Source organism: Acinetobacter sp. 479375, assembly GCF_000581715.1.
GTDB classification, from domain to species: Bacteria; Pseudomonadota; Gammaproteobacteria; order Pseudomonadales; family Moraxellaceae; genus Acinetobacter; species Acinetobacter ursingii.
In genome coordinates this window covers 158,597-177,395 of sequence record NZ_JEZN01000001.1, presented here as the reverse complement: position 1 = coordinate 177,395, position 18,799 = coordinate 158,597, and the positions used below count along the sequence as shown (strand labels likewise).

Sequence of the window (18,799 nt, the reverse complement as noted above, 5' to 3'; positions counted from 1 at the left end):
TTATTTCTGTATAAATATTATTGAGCCAACGCTTTTTCAATATCTTCTTCTATACTCTCAGGTTTCGTGGTGGGTGCATAACGATTCAGCACTTTACCATCCTTACTAACAAGGAATTTGGTAAAATTCCACTTAATGCTTTCGCTACCCAAAATTCCTTTGGCTTCACGCGTCAGATAGCGAAAAATGGCATGTGCTTCAGGGCCTTTGACATCCACTTTAGCAAACATAGGAAAATCAACTCCATAGTTTCGCTGACAAAAAGCTCCAATTTCATCATTCGAACCTGGATCCTGCCCCCCAAATTGATTACAAGGAAAGCCTAATACTTCAAATCCCTGATCTTTATATTTTTCGTATACTTTTTCTAAGCCCGCAAATTGTGGTGTGAAGCCACATTTACTTGCAGTATTGACAATTAAAAGCACTTTGCCCTCATAGTCAGACATCTGCTTAGTGTCACCCTCTAATAATTCAGCTTCGAACTGATAAAGACTCGTCATGGATAAGTTTCCTCATCATTTTTTTCGTTGGTTTTTAGTTGTAATGAAGCCGAATTTACGCAATAACGTAGTCCTGTCGGCTGTGGTCCATCTTCAAATACATGTCCTAAATGCGCATCGCAATTATGGCAAATAATTTCTGTACGTGTCATACCATGGGTTGAGTCTTCCTGTTCATCAATCGCGCCTGCATTGACAGGTCGATAAAAGCTAGGCCAGCCACTACCACTGTCATACTTGGTGTCCGATGTAAAAAGCTCGGTACCACAACAACGACAAACATACGTTCCTTGCTGCTTGGTGTTCCAATATTGCCCGGTAAAAGCAGGTTCAGTGCCTTTTTGTCGCGTAATTCGGTACTCTTCTGGTGATAACTCTCTTTGCCATTCTCGTTCTGTTTTATTGAGTTTTCCCATGACCATTTCCCTATTCATCTAACTGTTTAAATAGAATAATTCTATATTTACGTGATTCATTCTAAAATTTCTAGTCTTTACTTCACAAATTACAAAACACTTATAATTCTCATAAAAGCAAAAAGTAAGCAAAATAATAAAACAAGGTGAGCATTTTATTTTCTAATATTGCTTTTTTGTGAGCATAAATATGATAGGCTTAGCGCTATTCTTGCTCAGGATTAAAAAATGTCGCAGAAAAAAAGCGTTATTTTTAAAAATCTACTGCCCGTGATCAAACAATATCAACTGGCAGGATTTACGCATGAAAAGATTGTTGCCTTACTTCGAGATCAACATGACCTTGATCTGGTAACAACCGAAACATTTAAAAGTTATTTATATCGTTATGCAAAAGTGACCCCTACTCCTTCTGAGAGCCCCAAAATGAACACAACACATCAAACGCCACGAGAAATTAAAAAATCGTCTAAGCTTGAGCATGTTTGCTACGACATTCGTGGACCTGTGTTACGAGCGGCCAATGAGATGGAAGAACAAGGCCACAAAATTATTAAACTGAATATTGGTAACCCCGCCCCTTTTGGCTTTGAAGCACCACAAGAAATCATTAATGATGTTGCACTAAATTTACCCAATGCCATTGGTTATACTGACTCAAAAGGGATATTTCCTGCCCGTAAAGCAATTTGCCAGTATTATCAACAAAAAGGCATTCGCGATATGCATGTCAATGACGTGTATGTTGGTAATGGTGTATCTGAACTCATTGTTATGGCTATGCAAGGTCTGCTCGATGATGGCGACGAAATGCTAGTGCCAATGCCTGACTACCCTTTATGGACAGCAGCAGTGAATTTGTCTGGCGGCACAGCGATTCACTATAAATGTGATGAAGAAAATAGTTGGTATCCAGATATTGTGGATATGGAAAGTAAAATCACGCCGAATACACGCGGGATTGTGGTGATTAATCCCAACAATCCGACAGGTTCGGTGTACCCGCGCCATGTCTTAGAGCAAATTGTCGCTTTGGCGAAAAAGCATGATCTGATTTTATTTGCCGATGAAATCTACGACAAAATTATTTATGACGGTATTGAACACGTCGCCTTAGCTGCTTTAGCAGGCGATCAATTGTGTATTTCGTTTAATGGACTGTCAAAGTCGTATCGTATCGCAGGCTATCGCTCGGGCTGGATGGCCATTACAGGCGATAAATCCCGCGCCAAAGATTATATCGAAGGTCTAGATATGTTGGCATCCATGCGTTTATGTGCCAATCATCAAGCTCAATATGCGATTCAGACTGCGCTTGGCGGTTACCAGTCTATTAATGACTTGATTCGACCAAGTGGTCGCTTATATGAACAACGCAATATTGCTTGGGAAATGCTCAATGAAATTCCAGGAGTTAGTTGTGTCAAACCTGAAGGTGCGATGTATTGTTTCCCAAAACTTGATCCCAATATGTATCACGTTGAAGATGATGAACAACTGATGCTGGACTTTTTACGTGCAGAGAAAGTTCTTTTGGTGCAAGGAACAGGCTTTAACTGGCCAACGCCTGATCATTTCCGTTTAGTGTTTTTACCTGCGGAAAATGAACTACGCGAAGCCATTACCCGTTTAGGTCGTTTCTTAGCCACAAAGCGTTAATTATGACTACATAATAATTTGCCAATGACTTAGGTGTTTAAAAAATCATAAATTAAAGCAATGTCTGGCATAGACATTGCTTTTTAATGGAATTTTAACAACTAGGAAACGGTTAATGATAAGTAAAACTTTTAAATCATGTGGTCTTGCGCTGACTCTGCTCGCTGCATCAGCGTCTTTATATGCAAAAAATAACGTCGTGGTAGTTGCAACAGGTGGAACCATCGCTGGTGCAGGAGCAAGTTCAACTAATAGTGCAACCTATACTGCTGCCAAAGTTCCAGTCGATGCGTTAATCAATGCTGTTCCCCAAGTCAAAGATCTCGCCAATGTCAGTGGCGTTCAAGCTTTACAGATTGCGTCTGAAAGCATTACCGATAAAGAATTGCTTTCACTGGCGCGTCAAGTCAATGACTTAGTCAAAAAACCATCTGTGAATGGAATTGTGATTACCCACGGCACAGATACTTTAGAAGAAACTGCATTTTTCCTCAACTTGGTGATTCATACTGATAAACCGATTGTGGTGGTGGGTTCAATGCGTCCATCAACCGCGCTTTCAGCCGATGGCCCTCTTAATCTGTATAGTGCAGTGGCGCTGGCTGCTTCTGATGAAGCTAAAAATAAAGGCGTCATGGTGCTGATGAATGACTCCATCTTTGCTGCACGAGATGTCACCAAAACCATTAATATTCATACCAACGCATTTGCTAGCCAATGGGGCGTTTTAGGGACGCTAGTAGAAGGTAAACCTTATTGGTTTAGAAGCTCGGTCAAACGTTTTAACAATACGTCTGAATTTAATATTGAAAATATTAAGGGTGATCAGTTGCCATTGGTGCAAATTGTATATGGTTCAGATTCAATGCTGCCTGATGCATACTTGGCCTACGCCAAAGCAGGCGCAAAAGCCATTATTCATGCAGGTACAGGTAACGGTTCGGTGGCAAACTATATTGTTCCAACTTTAAGACAACTCCATGATGAACAAGGCATTCAAATTATCCGTTCATCACGAGTGCCTCAAGGCTTTGTACTACGCAACGCAGAACAACCCGATGATCAATATGGCTGGATTGTCTCACACGATTTAAATCCACAAAAAGCACGTCTTCTTGCAGCGTTAGCTTTGACCAAAACCAATGATGCCAAAGAAATCCAGCGGATGTTCTGGCAGTACTAATCTGCTGTTTTTCAGCTATGATTTGAAAAGAAGCTCAACTTCCCATATTGAGCTTCTTTTTACATTGTATTTCCCATAAAAAGTGATTATGTTTTTATTGGAAAAATAATAGACAACGGCTCAACTCAGAGCATGTTAAACTACTGGCACCTTATATTCATCGACGGACTTGGTCAGGATCGTGTTATGCAGTTTGTTCATCTTGGTATTCATACAGAGTTTTCGATTACCGAATCAATTGTGCGGATACCTGATCTGATCAAAGCTGCGGTCAATGAAAGTATGCCTGCTTTGGCATTAACCGATCTTTCCAATTTACATGCTGCGGTCAAGTTTTATGAGAGTTGTCTCTCTAAAGGGATTAAACCAATTTTGGGCAGCGAAATTCGTCTGAATGATGCTGAACATCGCGTTACCCTGCTTGCCATGACCAATGATGGCTGGCGTAGTCTGACTGAAATTGTGTCACGTGGTTTTATCGAAGGCCAGCAACTTAGTATTCCTTGTGTACAAAAAGAATGGGTTTTACAGCAACATCAAGACATGATTGTGCTATTAGGGCAACATAGTGACGTTGGTAAAATGCTGTGTTCTTCCAATCCACAAAAAGCTGAAGCTTTACTTGAAGCCTGGCAAGAAAAATTTGGTAATCGGGTTTATCTTGCTCTCACCCGTACCGATCGTGCTGGTGAAGAAGATTATATTCAGGAAGCGGTTAAACTCGCTGCAAAATACCATGTCGGAGTCGTGGCTCACAATGACGTTCACTTTATTGAAAGTGATGACTTTGAAGCGCATGAAGCGCGTGTCTGTATCGCCGATGGTTATGTTCTGGCAGATGATCGCCGCCCAAGAAACTATAGTCCAGCACAATATTTTAAAACAGCCGAAGAAATGGCTGAATTATTCTCAGACATTCCCAGCGCTTTAGACAATACCTATTATATTGCTCAGCGTTGTAATGTCAGTTTACAACTGGGTACTTACTTTTTGCCTGATTATCCGATTCCAGAAGGCTTTACCATTGATACCTACTTTGAGCATTTATCCAAAGTCGGTTTAGAAGAACGTCTGGAATTACTCTATCCTGTTGCCGAACGTGATGAAGACTGGAATGAGATTCGTAAACCCTACGATGAACGTATCAAATATGAAGTTGATATTATTCTAAAAATGGGCTTCCCGGGTTACTTTCTGATCGTGATGGACTTCATTCAATGGGCCAAAAATAACGGCGTACCTGTTGGCCCAGGACGGGGTTCGGGTGCGGGCTCATTGGTGGCGTATAGTTTAAAAATTACCGATCTTGACCCCCTACGCTACGATCTACTATTTGAGCGTTTCTTAAACCCAGAACGTGTATCAATGCCCGACTTTGATGTCGATTTTTGTATTGCAGGTCGTGACCGCGTGATTGATTATGTATCGCGTACTTATGGACGTGAAGCCGTGTCCCAGATTGCAACCTTTGGTACGATGGCGGCCAAAGGTGCAATCCGAGACGTAGCGCGGGTTTTGGGTAAATCCTATGGTTTGGCCGATCGTATCTCCAAAATGGTGCCGACCAAACCTTTAGGTGTCGATCTAAAGCAAGCCATTGACATGGAACCGCAGCTCAAGGACATCGTCACCAATCCCTCTAATCCAGATAATGATGATGCCAGTGAAATTTGGGATATGGCACTCAAACTGGAAGGGATTACCCGTAATACAGGTAAACACGCAGGTGGCGTGGTGATTGCGCCGGGTAAAATCACAGATTATTCGGCCGTCATGTGTGAAGCAGATGGAACCAGCCGTGTTGCGCAATTTGATAAAGATGACGTTGAAGCCGCAGGCTTGGTCAAATTCGACTTTTTGGGTTTACGTAACCTGACCGTGATTGAAGACGCGATTCAAAATATTAATAAACGTAGCGATGTCAAAGAGCCGCTGGCGATTGAACGTGTTCCACTTGATGATGTCGATGCCTATAAAGTCTTCGCAGATGCAAATACGACAGCGGTGTTCCAGTTTGAATCCGTCGGTATGAAGCGCATGCTCAAAGAAGCACGCCCAAGTAAATTTGAAGAAATTATTGCCTTTGTATCTTTGTATCGTCCCGGTCCGATGGATCTGATTCCTGACTTTATTCACCGTATGCATGGTGGCGAGTTTGAATATTTGCATCCATTACTCGAAAGTGTACTCGAACCGACTTACGGCATTATGGTGTATCAGGAACAGGTGATGCAGGCGGCACAGTTCTGTGCAGGGTATACACTTGGTGGCGCAGACTTGCTGCGTCGAGCGATGGGGAAAAAGAAACCTGAAGAAATGGTGAAACAACGCCAGATCTTTATCGAAGGTGCTGCCCAAAAAGATATTGATGAAGCCACAGCCAACCATATCTTTGACTATATGGAAAAGTTTGCAGGCTATGGTTTTAACAAATCGCATGCTGCGGCTTATGCTCTCGTCGCCTATCATACTGCGTGGTTAAAAGCACATTATCCTGCTGAATTTATGGCCGCGGTGATGTCATCAGAAATGCAAAACACCGACAACGTGGTGTTTTTGATTGATGACTGCCGTAGTAATGGTCTAGACGTTTTGCCGCCTTCTGTGAATATGTCGATTTATCGCTTCCATGCCAGTGACGAAAAAACCGTGGTCTATGGTTTAGGTGCGATCAAAGGCGTAGGCGAACAAGCCATGCAATCCGTGATCGACTCGCGTGAAAAAGACGGCCCTTATACCGACCTGTTTGATTTTTGCCATCGAATTGATCTGAAAAAAATCAATAAACGTACTCTTGAAGCGTTAATTCGTGCAGGTGCACTAGACTGTTTAGGTATTGAACGCTCCAGTTTAATGGCACAATTGCCTGAAGCCGTACAGGCGGCGGAACAAGCGCGACAAAACCGTGAAACTGGAATTATGGATTTGTTTGGTGAAGTTGAAGAAGTTCAACGTAAACCTGCTAAACCCGTAAAACCATGGTCAGATGAGGTTCGGCTTAAAGGTGAAAAAGATACACTGGGCTTATATTTAACTGGCCATCCAATTGATGTGTATCGTTCAGAGTTAAAAGCGTTTATTCCACTTAAAATTAACGAGTTGACCCCGACGCGTCGGGGTCAAACCACCGTATTTGCAGGACTGGTGCTGGACGTTGCCAACTTTCCGAATCGAATCATGATTACACTGGATGATGGTACTGCCCGAATTGAAGTCAGTTGTAACCATGAACGCTTTCAACGTTTCAAAGATATTGTCCAAGTTGAACAAGTGGTGGTGATTGAGGGTGAAATTTACGAACGAGAAGGCTTTGATCGTCCAATGGCACGTCTAAGCAAAGCGTTTAGCCTGAATGAAATTCGTCAAAAACGTGCTAATCATATTCGGATTCAGCCGACCCAAGATTTAATGACTCCAGCACTGGCTCAAGAGCTACAACAGATCATTTTACCATTTTGTAATATTGATCTGTGCCAACACATTCCCGTGCAAATCGCGATAGAACAAAACTATGCTACAGCCGAATTACATTTAGGACAAAACTGGAAAGTTGCACCACTGGATGAACTACTGGTGAAATTACGTGATTATTTTGGTAAAGAATCGGTGTATATCGAATATCAAGTGAAGTCTAAAGCCGCAAAAGCAGCCGAAACCGTACGAACCGTGCCACTTGCACCACCGCCAACCGATCTGTCTATGGATGAAGCCATGGATTTGTATCAGGCTGAAGTTTCTCAATATTCTTAAAATTTAGTCTGGATTATTTATGAATACATCTGACAATGCGTCAGTTTCACAATCTTTGTCGCATGTAAAAATTGTCATGGTGAATACCACCTTGCCTGCAAATATTGGTAGTGCATTAAGAGCCATGAAAACCATGGGACTGAGCAAACTGGTTTTGGTCAAACCCAAAACTTATCCTCATCCCGATATTGACGCACTGGCAGCAGGCGCACAGGATTTAATTGATCAGATTGAGATTGTAGACACCTTAGAACAAGCAATTGAAGACTGTCATCTTGTATTTGGCACCAGTGCGCGTAGTCGCACCATTCCATGGCCATTGCTGGATGTACGCCCCGCCGCGGAGCTTTCCATGCAGGCAGTCGTACAAAAAAAACAGCAAGTTGCGATTGTATTTGGTCGTGAAGATCGTGGCTTGACCAACGAAGAGTTGGCATTGGCCAATTATCATCTGACCATTCCTGTCAATACGGAGTATGGTGTACTGAATGTAGCACAAGCCATTCAAGTGGTCTGTTATGAAATGCGCATGGCAACTTTACAACAGCATGAACAAAAGACTGAATCACAAGACAATGCCAAAGTTGAGCAAATGCCTGTTACCGCTGACACAGCAATGGATTGGGATGAACCTTTGGTCACGCATAAACAAATGGAAGAGTTCTATCCACATTTAGAAAAAATGCTGGTGGATATCGAATTCCTTGATCCTCAAAATCCACGACTCCTGCCTTTACGCTTGCGTCGTCTGTTTGGACGTATACAATTAGATCGTATGGAATATCATTTACTTCGTGGCATATTTAGCCGTGTCCAAGCCTTGAGTCAGGGCACATGGAAAAAAACATCAATGGATAAAGAGGATCAATCCAATGCTTAAACAGCTCAAAGAAGATATTCAGGCTGTATTTGCGCGTGATCCAGCAGCTCGCAATACCTTAGAAGTCATTAGCAACTACCCAGGTATTCATGCCCTGATCATGCATCGTGTCGCGCATAAACTCTGGGAAAAAGACTGTAAAAGTAGCGCGCGCTTATTATCGACTTTTAGCCGTTTCGCAACAGGGATTGAGATTCATCCCGGTGCCAAAATTGGTAAACGCTTTTTTATCGATCATGGTATGGGTGTGGTGATTGGTGAAACGGCTGAAATTGGTGATGATGTCACGCTATATCATGGAGTAACTTTGGGCGGCACGACTTGGAATAAAGGTAAACGTCATCCAACACTTGAAGATGGCGTGATTGTGGGTGCAGGTGCCAAAATTTTGGGGCCGTTTACAGTCGGCAAAGGTGCCAAAGTCGGTTCAAATGCAGTCGTGACCAAAGAAGTTCCAGCAGGCGTCACTGCGGTGGGTAATCCTGCCCGTTTTATCTATAAAGATAAAGTCACTGAAAATGAAGAAGAACAACGTCGTCGCAATTATGCTGAAAGTATTGGTTTTCAGCCTTATGCAACGACCAGTGATCAGACTGATCCTATTTTAGAAGGTATGCGTGTGTTGCTGGATCGAATCCAGAACAATGAAGCACGTATGAATACCTTGTGCCAACGATTATCACTGCTCGACCCGACCTTTAAAAAGCAAAATCAGGAAGAGCAACCATTTAGCGAAGAAGAACTCAAAATCATTGAAGAAGTTCGACGCGAATGTGAAGCTCAAAGCAGTTCGTCTAAAGCTTAAACAATTGGTTTAATACTGTAACACGTCTCTCATTGCATGTTTGTCTGGCTTTTCTTAGACTGGCTCGACAAACATCTTTTTAACTTTAAACAACAAAGAATGGACGTTTATATGATGCTTAAGCCTTTGGCATACACACTACTCGCAGCGTCGCTATTAACTGCATGTAGTCCTGTTGCTGTCAAAAAAAATAATGCACCTGAACCTTTTGTTTTTACCGAACCTGACGTTTCACCTCCATTTTATGCATTAAATCCATTCAATTATGATGCCCCCCCTCCTTTTGAAGTTGCTCTTAAAGAAGCCGCGGCTCAACCTGTAACCAAAATGGTGGTTAAAGACCCAAGCGATCCAAATAAAAGTATTACGCTTGATGTCAATAAACTGATTATTCCAACGGTCAATAGCAACACTCGCTCGATGAAATATGCCGCCCTTGCTGGTGAAAATGAGCTTGATGTCACTGATATAGATGACTTTTTACAATTAGTTGAAGGTAAAGCCCGTCATTATCCACCACGCTTCACCGATCGCCAAGAACGTAAAGGCTACGAAAGCAAATTAAAAGAAGTTTCACATCAACTAGATACGCTAGCAACCAATCCAAATGCATCATTTGACGTGCTTATTCGTGCGTTCAAAGCCAGTGTTTTAGGTCGTAATCTGGATTTAGGTTCTGCCTACACCACTAAATCGCTGACCTACGCTCAACGTTTACTCAAAATTAATCCAGAAGACCCAGAAGCGAATTTCTGGTTTGGTTTTGGTTTATCTGAAGGTGGTGGTCAAAGCGAAGCTATTCCTTATTTAAATAAAGCCATGCAAGGCGGTGTACAAGAAGCTTATTTAGCTTCTGTCAATAACTACATTGCGATGGAACAAAAGAAAAACGCGATCCAAACCCTAAAAAATTACAAAATCAAATATCCAGATGAAGCAGAAGTCGCTGACCGTTTGCTCACTGAGATTGAGAAACAAGGACGATGGAATGTCTGGCAAGTGTTAAATAATCCTGCCATTGCAGCTAAACCTGCATCTTAATACCATCCCTTTCATAATGAGGCTGTTTCTACAGCCTTTTTTGTGAATTATAATTGGGGTGAATTGAAAATTCACACAGATCACGTATGATCAAACTAAGTTTCTATCAGATTCTCTTTATAAACCATGATTAATTTTAGAAAAAAAAATAGCACTTTATTTTTGGTTTCCGCCCTTTCAATTACACTGCTGAGTGGATGTCAAGTTGTTAGTGTCAAACAACAAGCAGTGAATGTCACTATTGCCAATGAGCGTAATAGTATTTTGATGCAAGACAAATTAAGTGAAGCGAGCCTAAATGTTCTTTCCATGTCTGGACGTGAAGCCAAAATTTGTATGGATCAACCGACGTCCTGTGTCAATGAACTCAAAATGATCCCTGAAATTGTCGATGAGCAATTTCTCTCAACGGCAAGTGAACTCTATTTAGCCAAAGCCATGCAATTGGATAAATCCTCTGCATGTACCGTGAGCAGCATTACCAAGCATCGTTCAGAAGAGCATCAACGACAAACGCAACAAACCTATGATGACTGTCAAACTGAACAACTCAAAATGCTGGATAAAAGTATTCGTTATAGTTATGCATACTTATTTAAGACCAAACGCAAACCGATAGATCGTATTTTTGATAACAGACAAGTTCAAATTCGAGATTTTTATAATCAGGCCATTGCCAAATTAGTCACGATTAGCGCGCAACGTTCAAGTGTAAAAAAAGCAACTGATAGCGTAAAAATTGGTAATAGCATTTACAATATCAATCTGGATCAATATCAACTGTTAAAAAATAAAGAGTTAGATCGATTTATCTCAAGCTATAATTTGAATTTCTCTGGGCTACGTACCATCAACCGTCGTGATGGTTTCGGATCAGAGTTTGTCGCGGTTTTCCCAGCATCAGAGGAAAAATCCAATAATAAATATATTCTCGATCCTCTCAATGCATCTTACCAAACAAGCATAAACCCTAATATCCACAAGGCTCGATATTTATCTGCAACCATCGTCGCACGACCAGTCAAAGCAGAGAGTGTTGATGACATTATTAATTCACCTAACATTACTGTGCAGGTCATGGATCCATATCGTACAGAAAATGTGGATATCGCAGGAAAGAGCTATCCATTGGCTGCAAACTTTTCTGCCCCATACGGTTTATGGCTTGCAGAAAATAATTTAGGCGCTGCTGCCTACTTAAGCCTGATTGACCGTGAAGAACGGTTGACCATGCCACATCTTTATATGCTTGAACCCTATAACCCAAACAAAAAAGTGATTGTTCTGGTTCATGGTTTAGCAAGTAGTCCTGAAGCTTGGATTGCATTAACCAATGACATTATGGGAGATAGTATCTTACGTGAACATTATCAGGTATGGCAGGGCTTTTATTCGACCAATATGCCGATATTGGAGAGCCGTTTCCAAATATATGCTCTGCTTAAACAAGCATTTGGTGGACTCAATCCAAACGATCCAGCCGACAAAGATGCCGTTCTGATTGGACACAGTATGGGTGGCATTATCAGTCGACTTTTGGTGAGTAATGCCGATATTTCCCAATCAGCTTTGTCGATGATGAGTCCATATCAACAAGCCAAGCTCAAAAAACACCCTATCGTATCAGAACGTTTAAAAATTCAACCGATTACCAATTTTGACCGTGCTGTTTTCATGTCATCGCCGAATCGTGGAACTGATTTCGCAGATTTATGGTTTACTCGTGCGGCCCGTAAAATTATTAAGTTACCTGGTGCTTTCCTCGGTGCAGTGACTGATACCATTACCAATCAAGATATCGATGCGAAAGATATCCTGACTCGTATTGATAAAGGTCTTATTCAAAATGGACCAAGTGATTTAAGTCATAAATCTAAATTCATGGCTTTAACTGAAGATATTAACCCGCCAAAAGGCTTTGTTTTCCATTCGATTATTGGCAACAAAACTAATAGCAAAGATCCAGATGTGATGACTGATGGTATTGTTCCTTACAAGAGCGCGCATCTGGATGGAGCAACATCAGAAGTTATCATTAAAGGTGGACATTCGATTCAAAAAACTCCTGAAGCTGTCCTTGAACTCAGACGTATTCTTCGCCAACATTTAGTAGATCACAATATCAAATAATCAAAAAAAGGCTCTGTTTAAATCGACAGAGCCTTTTTATTCACACTGTGTTAGCGATTAAGCGTGTTGTTTATAGCAATAATCCAGTGCTAACTCATAATATTCAAGCCCTTCTCGAGCTGCCTTAAAGGCTTTTGTTTGTAACTCAGGTTGATGGTCACATAAACGTTTAATCAGTTCCATCGCTTCATAAGGATGCAGATCATCATAATGTGCATGCGCACGTAGCCATGCCAGTGAACGCTTATTAATATTGACTTCAGGATGATCGATATATGCATTAATTCCTTTATAGACCTGAATTGACCAATCTCCTGTCGCCCACTCAATCGCAAGGTTGGTTGCTGCCAGACATTCAGCCAATGAACTGCGATAATTCATATTCCATAAAAAATGATTCACTGCATTCATTTCTACTGGAGGCGTGACACGATCCAATTCATCGACCGTTAGCCCAAAACCAACCGCCCAGTCTCGATACCAATTTAGATGCCTTTCTTCAATTTTAATATTCTGAATAAGCCAATCTCGACTTTCAGTAACACCCGGTTGAGTGAAATCGGTTGCTTTTGATAAAGCCAGTGCCATATAAGAAGGGAAATGTGCGACCAAAGGATAAAAATTCAATAGCGCAAGACGAAAACACGCCAACGACAATTTTCCATTGGCCATGTCAATAAATAAAGGATGATGACTCACTCGCTCTTTTACGGGAACTAAATCATCCCAAAATGCTTGAGCCCAACCAGAATGTGGTGTAATTTCAAGTACTAATCCTTGCGTAAGAGCTCCCATCGTTCTCTTCCCTTTCTATGATCAACCGTAAGTGTCATTTATTGCATGAAATTTAAAGATTTTCTTCATTTCATCGGAGTCACTTTTAGTTTCAGTATCGATGACTCATTCAAAAAATATATTACCTACTATTTGTATAAGAGAGAATATCTTTCTAAAGTTATTGATCAGTTTTTTATAGGATGACTTATACTTTGTGAATTTAATCTCAATTTCTTAAATAAAACAAAGATAATTCAAATTATTTTTTATTTTCCCTTATTATTTTAACATTTTATTTTATTTTTAAAATTTGGCAGAATGTGACAATTTAAGTCTGTTTTTTAATTTATAATTTTAACCCCAATTTTTATTTACATTAACCAAATGATTCCAATGACTTATAAGCTCAACTAAAAACAGATAAAACTATAGTTTTATAAAGATTTATAATTTTTTAAACATTTACATAAATCATTTATTTCTATTTTTTTATGACTATAATATTATAAAAAATAGATTCTTTATTTTAAAAATAATTTTTAGCAAAAAATACATTATAAGCTCAGCTTAGCAGACTTTTATTTTTTGATAAAAAAGAGTAAAAGAAATATAGGACATGATGAAACATAACGATCTTAACAATTTCAAGGACAGTGAGATAAGCTATGAGATTACATGGCTCAAATATATTAACCCGTGAACAAATCGATCAGTTGATTGCACGTGGGTTAAATGTTGTCTGGTTTCCCAGACGGCTTGAGTCTGCTTATCGTCAACAATATCAAACTGAAGCTGCATATGAGTTTCGCTTTCGTGCTCCCATTATCTTAGCACTATATGCTTTTTTATGTTTCGGTATTTATCAGACATTACCCAAAGGCCAAGTCCATGAATGGTTTTCCTATTATGGCTGGGTTGGGATCATCGTATTCATTGCATGGCTCTTATCTTTTGTCAAAAAACTTAATCCCTATTTCGAGTTCTATGTTTGTTTAGGTTCTTGCGCTGCTGTCGCCATTACTTTCATTATGATCAATGTGCTTGAACGCGGTCAGAGCAGCATTTTGTATCATGCAGCCATGATGTATGCCATCGTCATTATCTATGGATTTGTAGGGATGCGTTTTTATACTGCCCTGATTGCGGGTTGGTTGGGAGGCCTTATTGGAATTGTCGTCAGCCATTCTTTAAATGGAGCAATTGACTGGACTTTATTAAATCGAACTTACACATTTAGTAGCTTTCTAGGTATGGCTTTGGCCTATGCAACAGACCGACAACATCGGGAAAATTATTTACAGGATTGCATCATTGAACTCAACCGTTTGGAATTAGTGCAACAAGCTCAAAAATTATCTGCACTCTCACAACAAGACTCATTGACAGGACTTGCCAACCGACGTTATCTGGATGAGGTTTTATCTGCTGAATGGAATCGGGCGATACGTTATCAAACTCCCATTACAGTGATGATGGTCGATATTGATTTTTTCAAAAATTATAATGACACCTTAGGACACGTCCAAGGCGATGAATGCTTAAGAAAAATTGCAACATCTATTGCCTCACTTGTTTCGCGCAGTGGCGAAGTTGCAGCAAGATATGGAGGTGAAGAGTTTTTATTATTATTTCCAATGACCGATGAATCTGAAGCAATTTTGCATGTAAAACGCTTAATGGATGCAGTTAAAAACATTGAAATACTTCACCCTTCTAGCCAAGTCTCTTCCCACGTGACGATTAGCGCAGGTGTAGCAACCATGACGCCAAATCAAGACTGTGATATATCTGATTTTATAGCCAAAGCCGATCATGCTTTATATCTTGCAAAAAGTAGTGGTCGTAATCAGTTTCAGATTGCACAGACAAGTTTTAGTGTTGAAATGATTTAATTTGGCATTTGATTGTTTTTTTAAGCTTATTTTAATGATTTATGGGATTTAAATAGCAAAAGTTGATTTAATGATAATGATTATTAGTTATAATGGCTCGTTTAAATTTTTTGCTCCGATCAGGTTATTTCAATGAATCAAATAAAACTTCTTGCATGTTTAATGCTAACTACTTCTGCTTTTGCCCACGAACCATATTTAGCACCTTTAAGTTATCATACCGAGAATACACAGATTCCTTTAATTGCAGGCTACGCAGAGGAAGCTTTAAATAGTGAACATGCGCTTAAAGATGCCAAAATTACAGTCATTAACCCCAAACAAGAAAGCATCCAAATTGACGTCACCAGTACTTTAAAATCAGTCAGTGTGGCAGATTTGGCATTACCTGTTAAAGGCACTTATTTGCTAGAGACGAAAGCCCAATTCCCTTTAACTTATGCCAAAGATCAAAAGCAATGGAAAATGTTATTTGAAGTTCCCGCAGATAAAGCAGGTGAAAAGTCTAAGCGTGAATACTTGATTCCAGACGATTTTAAAAATAAAAAATACAGTTCAGAAAAAATTACGCGTGAATGGACACTACAAAGCTATGTAACTAAAGGTGAAGCAACGCCGCTTAGCACGACAGGTACAGCACCGATTCAAGTGATCTTTAGTCATCATCCAACACAACTAAAAGCCAATCAACCAGAAAACTTAAAAATCAGCAAGTCGCAGCAGCCACTTAAACATGCAGAAGTAAATGTTCGTGCCAAAGGTGCATCAGACAAGCAGATCATACGGTTTAAAGCCAATGAGCAAGGGAATGCGGCTATTACTTTTCCACATGCAGGAGAATATCTGATTGAAGTCACAGAATCGGTTGATCCAGCACAAAAACCACAGAATCAGTACTACACCATTATTAGTGTGGCTGTAGCAGCTCAATAATACTCAAAACAAAGTATTAATTTGCATCATATAAAAGAAAACCCTCAAATTTAAATTTGAGGGTTTTTTTAAACTCCGATTATTTGCTGCTTAATTAACGAAGTGCTACAAGTAACAACCCAATAAAACTAAACACACTAAGACCACCGATCACTTTAAAAAAGCGCTGTGATTGATAAGATAATGCCCAACCCACTGTTAATGCAGCTAAAGTTAAAATACCAAACCAGTAACTCATGCCAATTGAAGCTTTAAGCATTTTGATCGCAATGATTAAAGCTATTGTAATGAGTATATAGCCCACAGCTAAAGCGCATTTTGCTTTTTGGCGAGATAAGACTTTTTGATAAATTTGGCTTTGGTGTTTATCCAGATAAGAAGCTAAAGCCACAAATCCCCATAGGCATAATATATAGAGTATGAAAAAAATCATCATGCCTCCTCAACCGCTTCTGCCAAAGCTCGTTTCGGCTGAATATGCTTTTTAACTTTAACTGTACCTTTGTGTTTTTTTAGCTTAAAGAAGCTAAAAATAAACAGGATTGCTAAGAATAAACAGACCAAATCAAAACTGGCGACCATCCATTGCTCATGATAGATACTACTCCATAAAGCACGTCCATCGGTCAAAGCATTGAGGACTGGAATACACAAATACATCAGTGCAGCCAATGTCAAAAGTTCAAGCCACGCCTGACGTGCAGGACGTAAAGCAGCATAAATAAGCGTAAATAACCATATCCAGAAAAAGGTTTTAATTTCCAAATCAGAACGATTTTCCAGTTGTGCAGGAATAAGGCGATTTGCATAAAAATAACTGGCAATCGCGATAGGCAAACCAATAATCGCAGCAATATTTAAGTTTTCAACCAATCTAAAGCCAAAACTTTTAAATCCCTGTTTTTCTTGTTGTGGCGCACGTTTAACACACCATAAAACCAGCCCAGTCGCGACCATCAAGGTACCCACCACCCCTGAGATAAACAGCAACCACCTCAGTCCAAGATCTAGACCACGACCTTCATGTAACACGGTCACAGCATTATAGATTCCTGTGGGAACTGAAATATAAACAGGTTTTGCATCTGAAACCAACTCCCCTGTGACACCATTGAAAATCAGAGTTGGAACAACGTTACGGTGCAGTACACTTTCAGCATACAACGCCTTAATCTCAATTTCACTGTTGGTCGTGTTCGGACGAATAATACTGATAGTACCAACTGTGTTATCTGGCCATTGCTTCTGTGCGTATAACATTAAAGGTGTGATGTCAGTCAATGCAGCAGTTTGTGTTGGTAAATCACGGCGCTCTCTGGCGCCATCTCGTGGAGCGCCGTTACGACGCTCGCCTCGTTGCTGTCCAGATTGAGAGACCGATCCTTCACCGCGCGACATCGATTGAGATCTGTCCTGACCTGCCACCATATTGCGATTGCCCTGATTCTGACTTTGTTCGCCACGCCCTTCTCTCCCACTACCTTCCTGATGTGGTGGCGGCTTTTCACCTAACATTTCAGCGCGCTGTGCCTGTAAAAATTGAATACGATCAGGATATACAGAAGAAATTCCCCAAGGCATCAACATATACATCAGTAGCAATAAACCACTAAACGTGATCATGATATGAAAAGGTAAAGCCAGTACTGCGGTCGCATTATGCGCATCTAACCATGAACGCTGACCTTTGCCTGCACGAAAAGTAAAGAAATCTTTAAAAATTTTCTTATGCGTAATCACACCACTGATAATGGCAACGAACATCATCAATGTCGCGATGCCGACTATCCATCGTGCCCAAATTCGTGGCATACCATAAAGTTCAAAATGAAAGCGATACAAGAAACCACCACCACGGGTTTCTCGCGCTTTAATTTCTTCACCCGTACTAGAATCAATCGTAATACGCTCACCACCGCGCCGTGCTCTTGGATCTTCATTGGCACCACGAACGTTAAGTTCAGTCGTCGTTTGACGTGATGAAGGTAAATTGATATTCCATGCACCTGCGTCTGGGGCTTTATGTTGTAAAAAATTTAATGCCGTTTGAACCTGTTGCACTTGTGACTGAGGCGGTAATGACTGATGTAACTCTGGCTTCATCCAGACCGTCATTTCACTTTGGAAAAAACTCAAAGTTCCTGTGAGAAAAATCGCATACAACAACCAGCCCAAAATCAAACTCGACCAAGTGTGTAACCATGACATTGACTGACGCGGGCCTTCGGCCTTTCCATCTACGCGCATTAGGATGTACCTCCTAAGCCGAAGTAGATGACAGTTAAAATCAGTAAAGGAATCATCACACCCATAATCGATTTAATCAATGAATGCTGCAAAAATACCCAAATAAAGACGCAAACATGACAGATAAAAGCGAGCATGGTTGCCGTCATGACTGCACTGGTAGGCGTATTTTTAAAAGCTAAACTGATTACGACGGCCAATAAAGCAGATAGTGCATAACCTCCAAATAACGCAACCACAAAACGTATAAAAATTTGAATACGATATGAAATAGGTGTGGTTTTAGATGCACGTTTTGACCGTGGCATCTGTTGAACCTGAACAGATGACTGTTGTGTTAACTCAGAACTAGACATATGCAATATCCCCTGATATGTCTGAAACAAAAAATAGAAACAATAACAAGAATCATTATTAGTTGTTATATTATAGTAAAATTATGGAGACTTTGTGGATATTTTCTGCAAGTCAAAGATAATCAAAGGAAATAAACACTTAGAGTCTAATAAACTTGAATGAAAGAAGACTATCTATTATCTCGACTCGACATTCATAGAAATTAAGTTCCTTTTTCCGTAAGTCT

At 40.3% G+C, this 18,799-nt stretch carries 15 protein-coding genes; 9 read left to right on the top strand and 6 right to left on the bottom strand.

The window, feature by feature from the left end; genetic code table 11:
* Positions 1–17 precede the first annotated feature (17 nt).
* Positions 18–503, bottom strand: coding sequence for a glutathione peroxidase (locus tag J500_RS00865; RefSeq protein WP_004997057.1), 486 nt, complete (start codon positions 501–503; stop codon positions 18–20).
* The gene (gene msrB / locus J500_RS00860; RefSeq protein WP_004989584.1) at positions 500–919 is read right to left on the bottom strand and encodes a peptide-methionine (R)-S-oxide reductase MsrB; all 420 of its coding nucleotides are present in this window, start codon (positions 917–919) and stop codon (positions 500–502) included. The genes J500_RS00865 and msrB overlap by 4 nt, the downstream gene beginning before the upstream one ends.
* Before the next feature lie 228 nt (positions 920–1,147).
* Here msrB and J500_RS00855 point away from each other — a divergent pair, with 228 nt between their 5' ends.
* The 7 genes from J500_RS00855 (at position 1,148) to J500_RS00825 (ending at position 12,367) form a co-directional block, all read left to right on the top strand.
* Positions 1,148–2,578 carry a pyridoxal phosphate-dependent aminotransferase gene (locus tag J500_RS00855; RefSeq protein WP_004997056.1) on the top strand — a complete coding sequence of 477 codons (1,431 nt, stop codon included), beginning with the start codon at positions 1,148–1,150 and terminating at the stop codon, positions 2,576–2,578.
* Positions 2,579–2,693: 115 nt separating this feature from the next.
* Positions 2,694–3,761: an asparaginase gene (locus tag J500_RS00850; RefSeq protein WP_004989587.1), complete on the top strand. Its 1,068-nt coding sequence runs from the start codon at positions 2,694–2,696 to the stop codon at positions 3,759–3,761.
* A gap of 186 nt (positions 3,762–3,947) precedes the next feature.
* Positions 3,948–7,511 (top strand): DNA polymerase III subunit alpha, encoded by a 3,564-nt coding sequence (dnaE, locus tag J500_RS00845; RefSeq protein ID WP_004997054.1) that lies wholly within the window; start codon positions 3,948–3,950, stop codon positions 7,509–7,511.
* A 19-nt stretch (positions 7,512–7,530) separates the two neighbouring features.
* On the top strand, positions 7,531–8,391 hold the full coding sequence (locus tag J500_RS00840; RefSeq protein WP_004997053.1) for an RNA methyltransferase: 861 nt from the start codon (positions 7,531–7,533) through the stop codon (positions 8,389–8,391).
* Positions 8,384–9,196 (top strand): serine O-acetyltransferase, encoded by an 813-nt coding sequence (cysE, locus tag J500_RS00835; protein ID WP_034697719.1) that lies wholly within the window; start codon positions 8,384–8,386, stop codon positions 9,194–9,196. Before J500_RS00840 ends, cysE begins: the two co-directional genes overlap by 8 nt.
* 111 nt (positions 9,197–9,307) lie before the next feature.
* A complete protein-coding gene (locus J500_RS00830; RefSeq protein ID WP_004997050.1) occupies positions 9,308–10,237 on the top strand; it encodes an ABUW_2363 family tetratricopeptide repeat lipoprotein in 930 nt (309 codons plus the stop codon).
* 126 nt (positions 10,238–10,363) lie between these two features.
* Positions 10,364–12,367, top strand: a complete 2,004-nt coding sequence (locus J500_RS00825; RefSeq protein WP_034697717.1) for a lipase family alpha/beta hydrolase — start codon at positions 10,364–10,366, stop codon at positions 12,365–12,367.
* A gap of 57 nt (positions 12,368–12,424) precedes the next feature.
* Here J500_RS00825 and J500_RS00820 read toward each other — a convergent pair whose 3' ends face one another.
* Entirely contained in the window at positions 12,425–13,162 is a 738-nt protein-coding gene (locus tag J500_RS00820; RefSeq protein ID WP_004997047.1) for a TenA family transcriptional regulator, read from the bottom strand.
* Between the two features lie 647 nt (positions 13,163–13,809).
* Here J500_RS00820 and J500_RS00815 point away from each other — a divergent pair.
* Positions 13,810–15,036: a GGDEF domain-containing protein gene (locus J500_RS00815; protein ID WP_034697716.1), complete on the top strand. Its 1,227-nt coding sequence runs from the start codon at positions 13,810–13,812 to the stop codon at positions 15,034–15,036.
* 132 nt (positions 15,037–15,168) lie between these two features.
* Positions 15,169–15,969, top strand: a complete 801-nt coding sequence (locus J500_RS00810) for a DUF4198 domain-containing protein (protein ID WP_034697714.1) — start codon at positions 15,169–15,171, stop codon at positions 15,967–15,969.
* Positions 15,970–16,063: 94 nt separating this feature from the next.
* Here the strand turns inward: J500_RS00810 and J500_RS00805 are convergent, their stop codons facing one another.
* From J500_RS00805 to J500_RS00795, 3 genes are read right to left on the bottom strand one after another with little or no spacing between them, the layout of a single operon-like run.
* On the bottom strand, positions 16,064–16,402 hold the full coding sequence (locus tag J500_RS00805; RefSeq protein ID WP_049175568.1) for a DUF3325 family protein: 339 nt from the start codon (positions 16,400–16,402) through the stop codon (positions 16,064–16,066).
* Positions 16,402–18,216, bottom strand: a complete 1,815-nt coding sequence (locus tag J500_RS00800; RefSeq protein WP_034697709.1) for a PepSY-associated TM helix domain-containing protein — start codon at positions 18,214–18,216, stop codon at positions 16,402–16,404. Before J500_RS00800 ends, J500_RS00805 begins: the two co-directional genes overlap by 1 nt.
* Entirely contained in the window at positions 18,216–18,572 is a 357-nt protein-coding gene (locus J500_RS00795) for a hypothetical protein (protein WP_004997022.1), read from the bottom strand. Before J500_RS00795 ends, J500_RS00800 begins: the two co-directional genes overlap by 1 nt.
* Positions 18,573–18,799 lie beyond the last annotated feature (227 nt).

Coding starts and splice junctions, on each gene's coding strand:
- J500_RS00855 (WP_004997056.1), top strand. CDS start 1,148: ATGTCGCAGAAAAAAAGCGTTATTTTTAAAAATCTACTGCCCGTGATC.
- J500_RS00800 (WP_034697709.1), bottom strand. CDS start 18,216: ATGCGCGTAGATGGAAAGGCCGAAGGCCCGCGTCAGTCAATGTCATGG.
- J500_RS00795 (WP_004997022.1), bottom strand. CDS start 18,572: ATGTCTAGTTCTGAGTTAACACAACAGTCATCTGTTCAGGTTCAACAG.
- J500_RS00805 (WP_049175568.1), bottom strand. CDS start 16,402: ATGATTTTTTTCATACTCTATATATTATGCCTATGGGGATTTGTGGCT.
- J500_RS00830 (WP_004997050.1), top strand. CDS start 9,308: ATGATGCTTAAGCCTTTGGCATACACACTACTCGCAGCGTCGCTATTA.
- J500_RS00825 (WP_034697717.1), top strand. CDS start 10,364: ATGATTAATTTTAGAAAAAAAAATAGCACTTTATTTTTGGTTTCCGCC.
- J500_RS00840 (WP_004997053.1), top strand. CDS start 7,531: ATGAATACATCTGACAATGCGTCAGTTTCACAATCTTTGTCGCATGTA.
- J500_RS00865 (WP_004997057.1), bottom strand. CDS start 503: ATGACGAGTCTTTATCAGTTCGAAGCTGAATTATTAGAGGGTGACACT.
- J500_RS00810 (WP_034697714.1), top strand. CDS start 15,169: ATGAATCAAATAAAACTTCTTGCATGTTTAATGCTAACTACTTCTGCT.
- cysE (WP_034697719.1), top strand. CDS start 8,384: ATGCTTAAACAGCTCAAAGAAGATATTCAGGCTGTATTTGCGCGTGAT.
- J500_RS00815 (WP_034697716.1), top strand. CDS start 13,810: ATGAGATTACATGGCTCAAATATATTAACCCGTGAACAAATCGATCAG.
- J500_RS00850 (WP_004989587.1), top strand. CDS start 2,694: ATGATAAGTAAAACTTTTAAATCATGTGGTCTTGCGCTGACTCTGCTC.
- msrB (WP_004989584.1), bottom strand. CDS start 919: ATGGGAAAACTCAATAAAACAGAACGAGAATGGCAAAGAGAGTTATCA.
- dnaE (WP_004997054.1), top strand. CDS start 3,948: ATGCAGTTTGTTCATCTTGGTATTCATACAGAGTTTTCGATTACCGAA.
- J500_RS00820 (WP_004997047.1), bottom strand. CDS start 13,162: ATGGGAGCTCTTACGCAAGGATTAGTACTTGAAATTACACCACATTCT.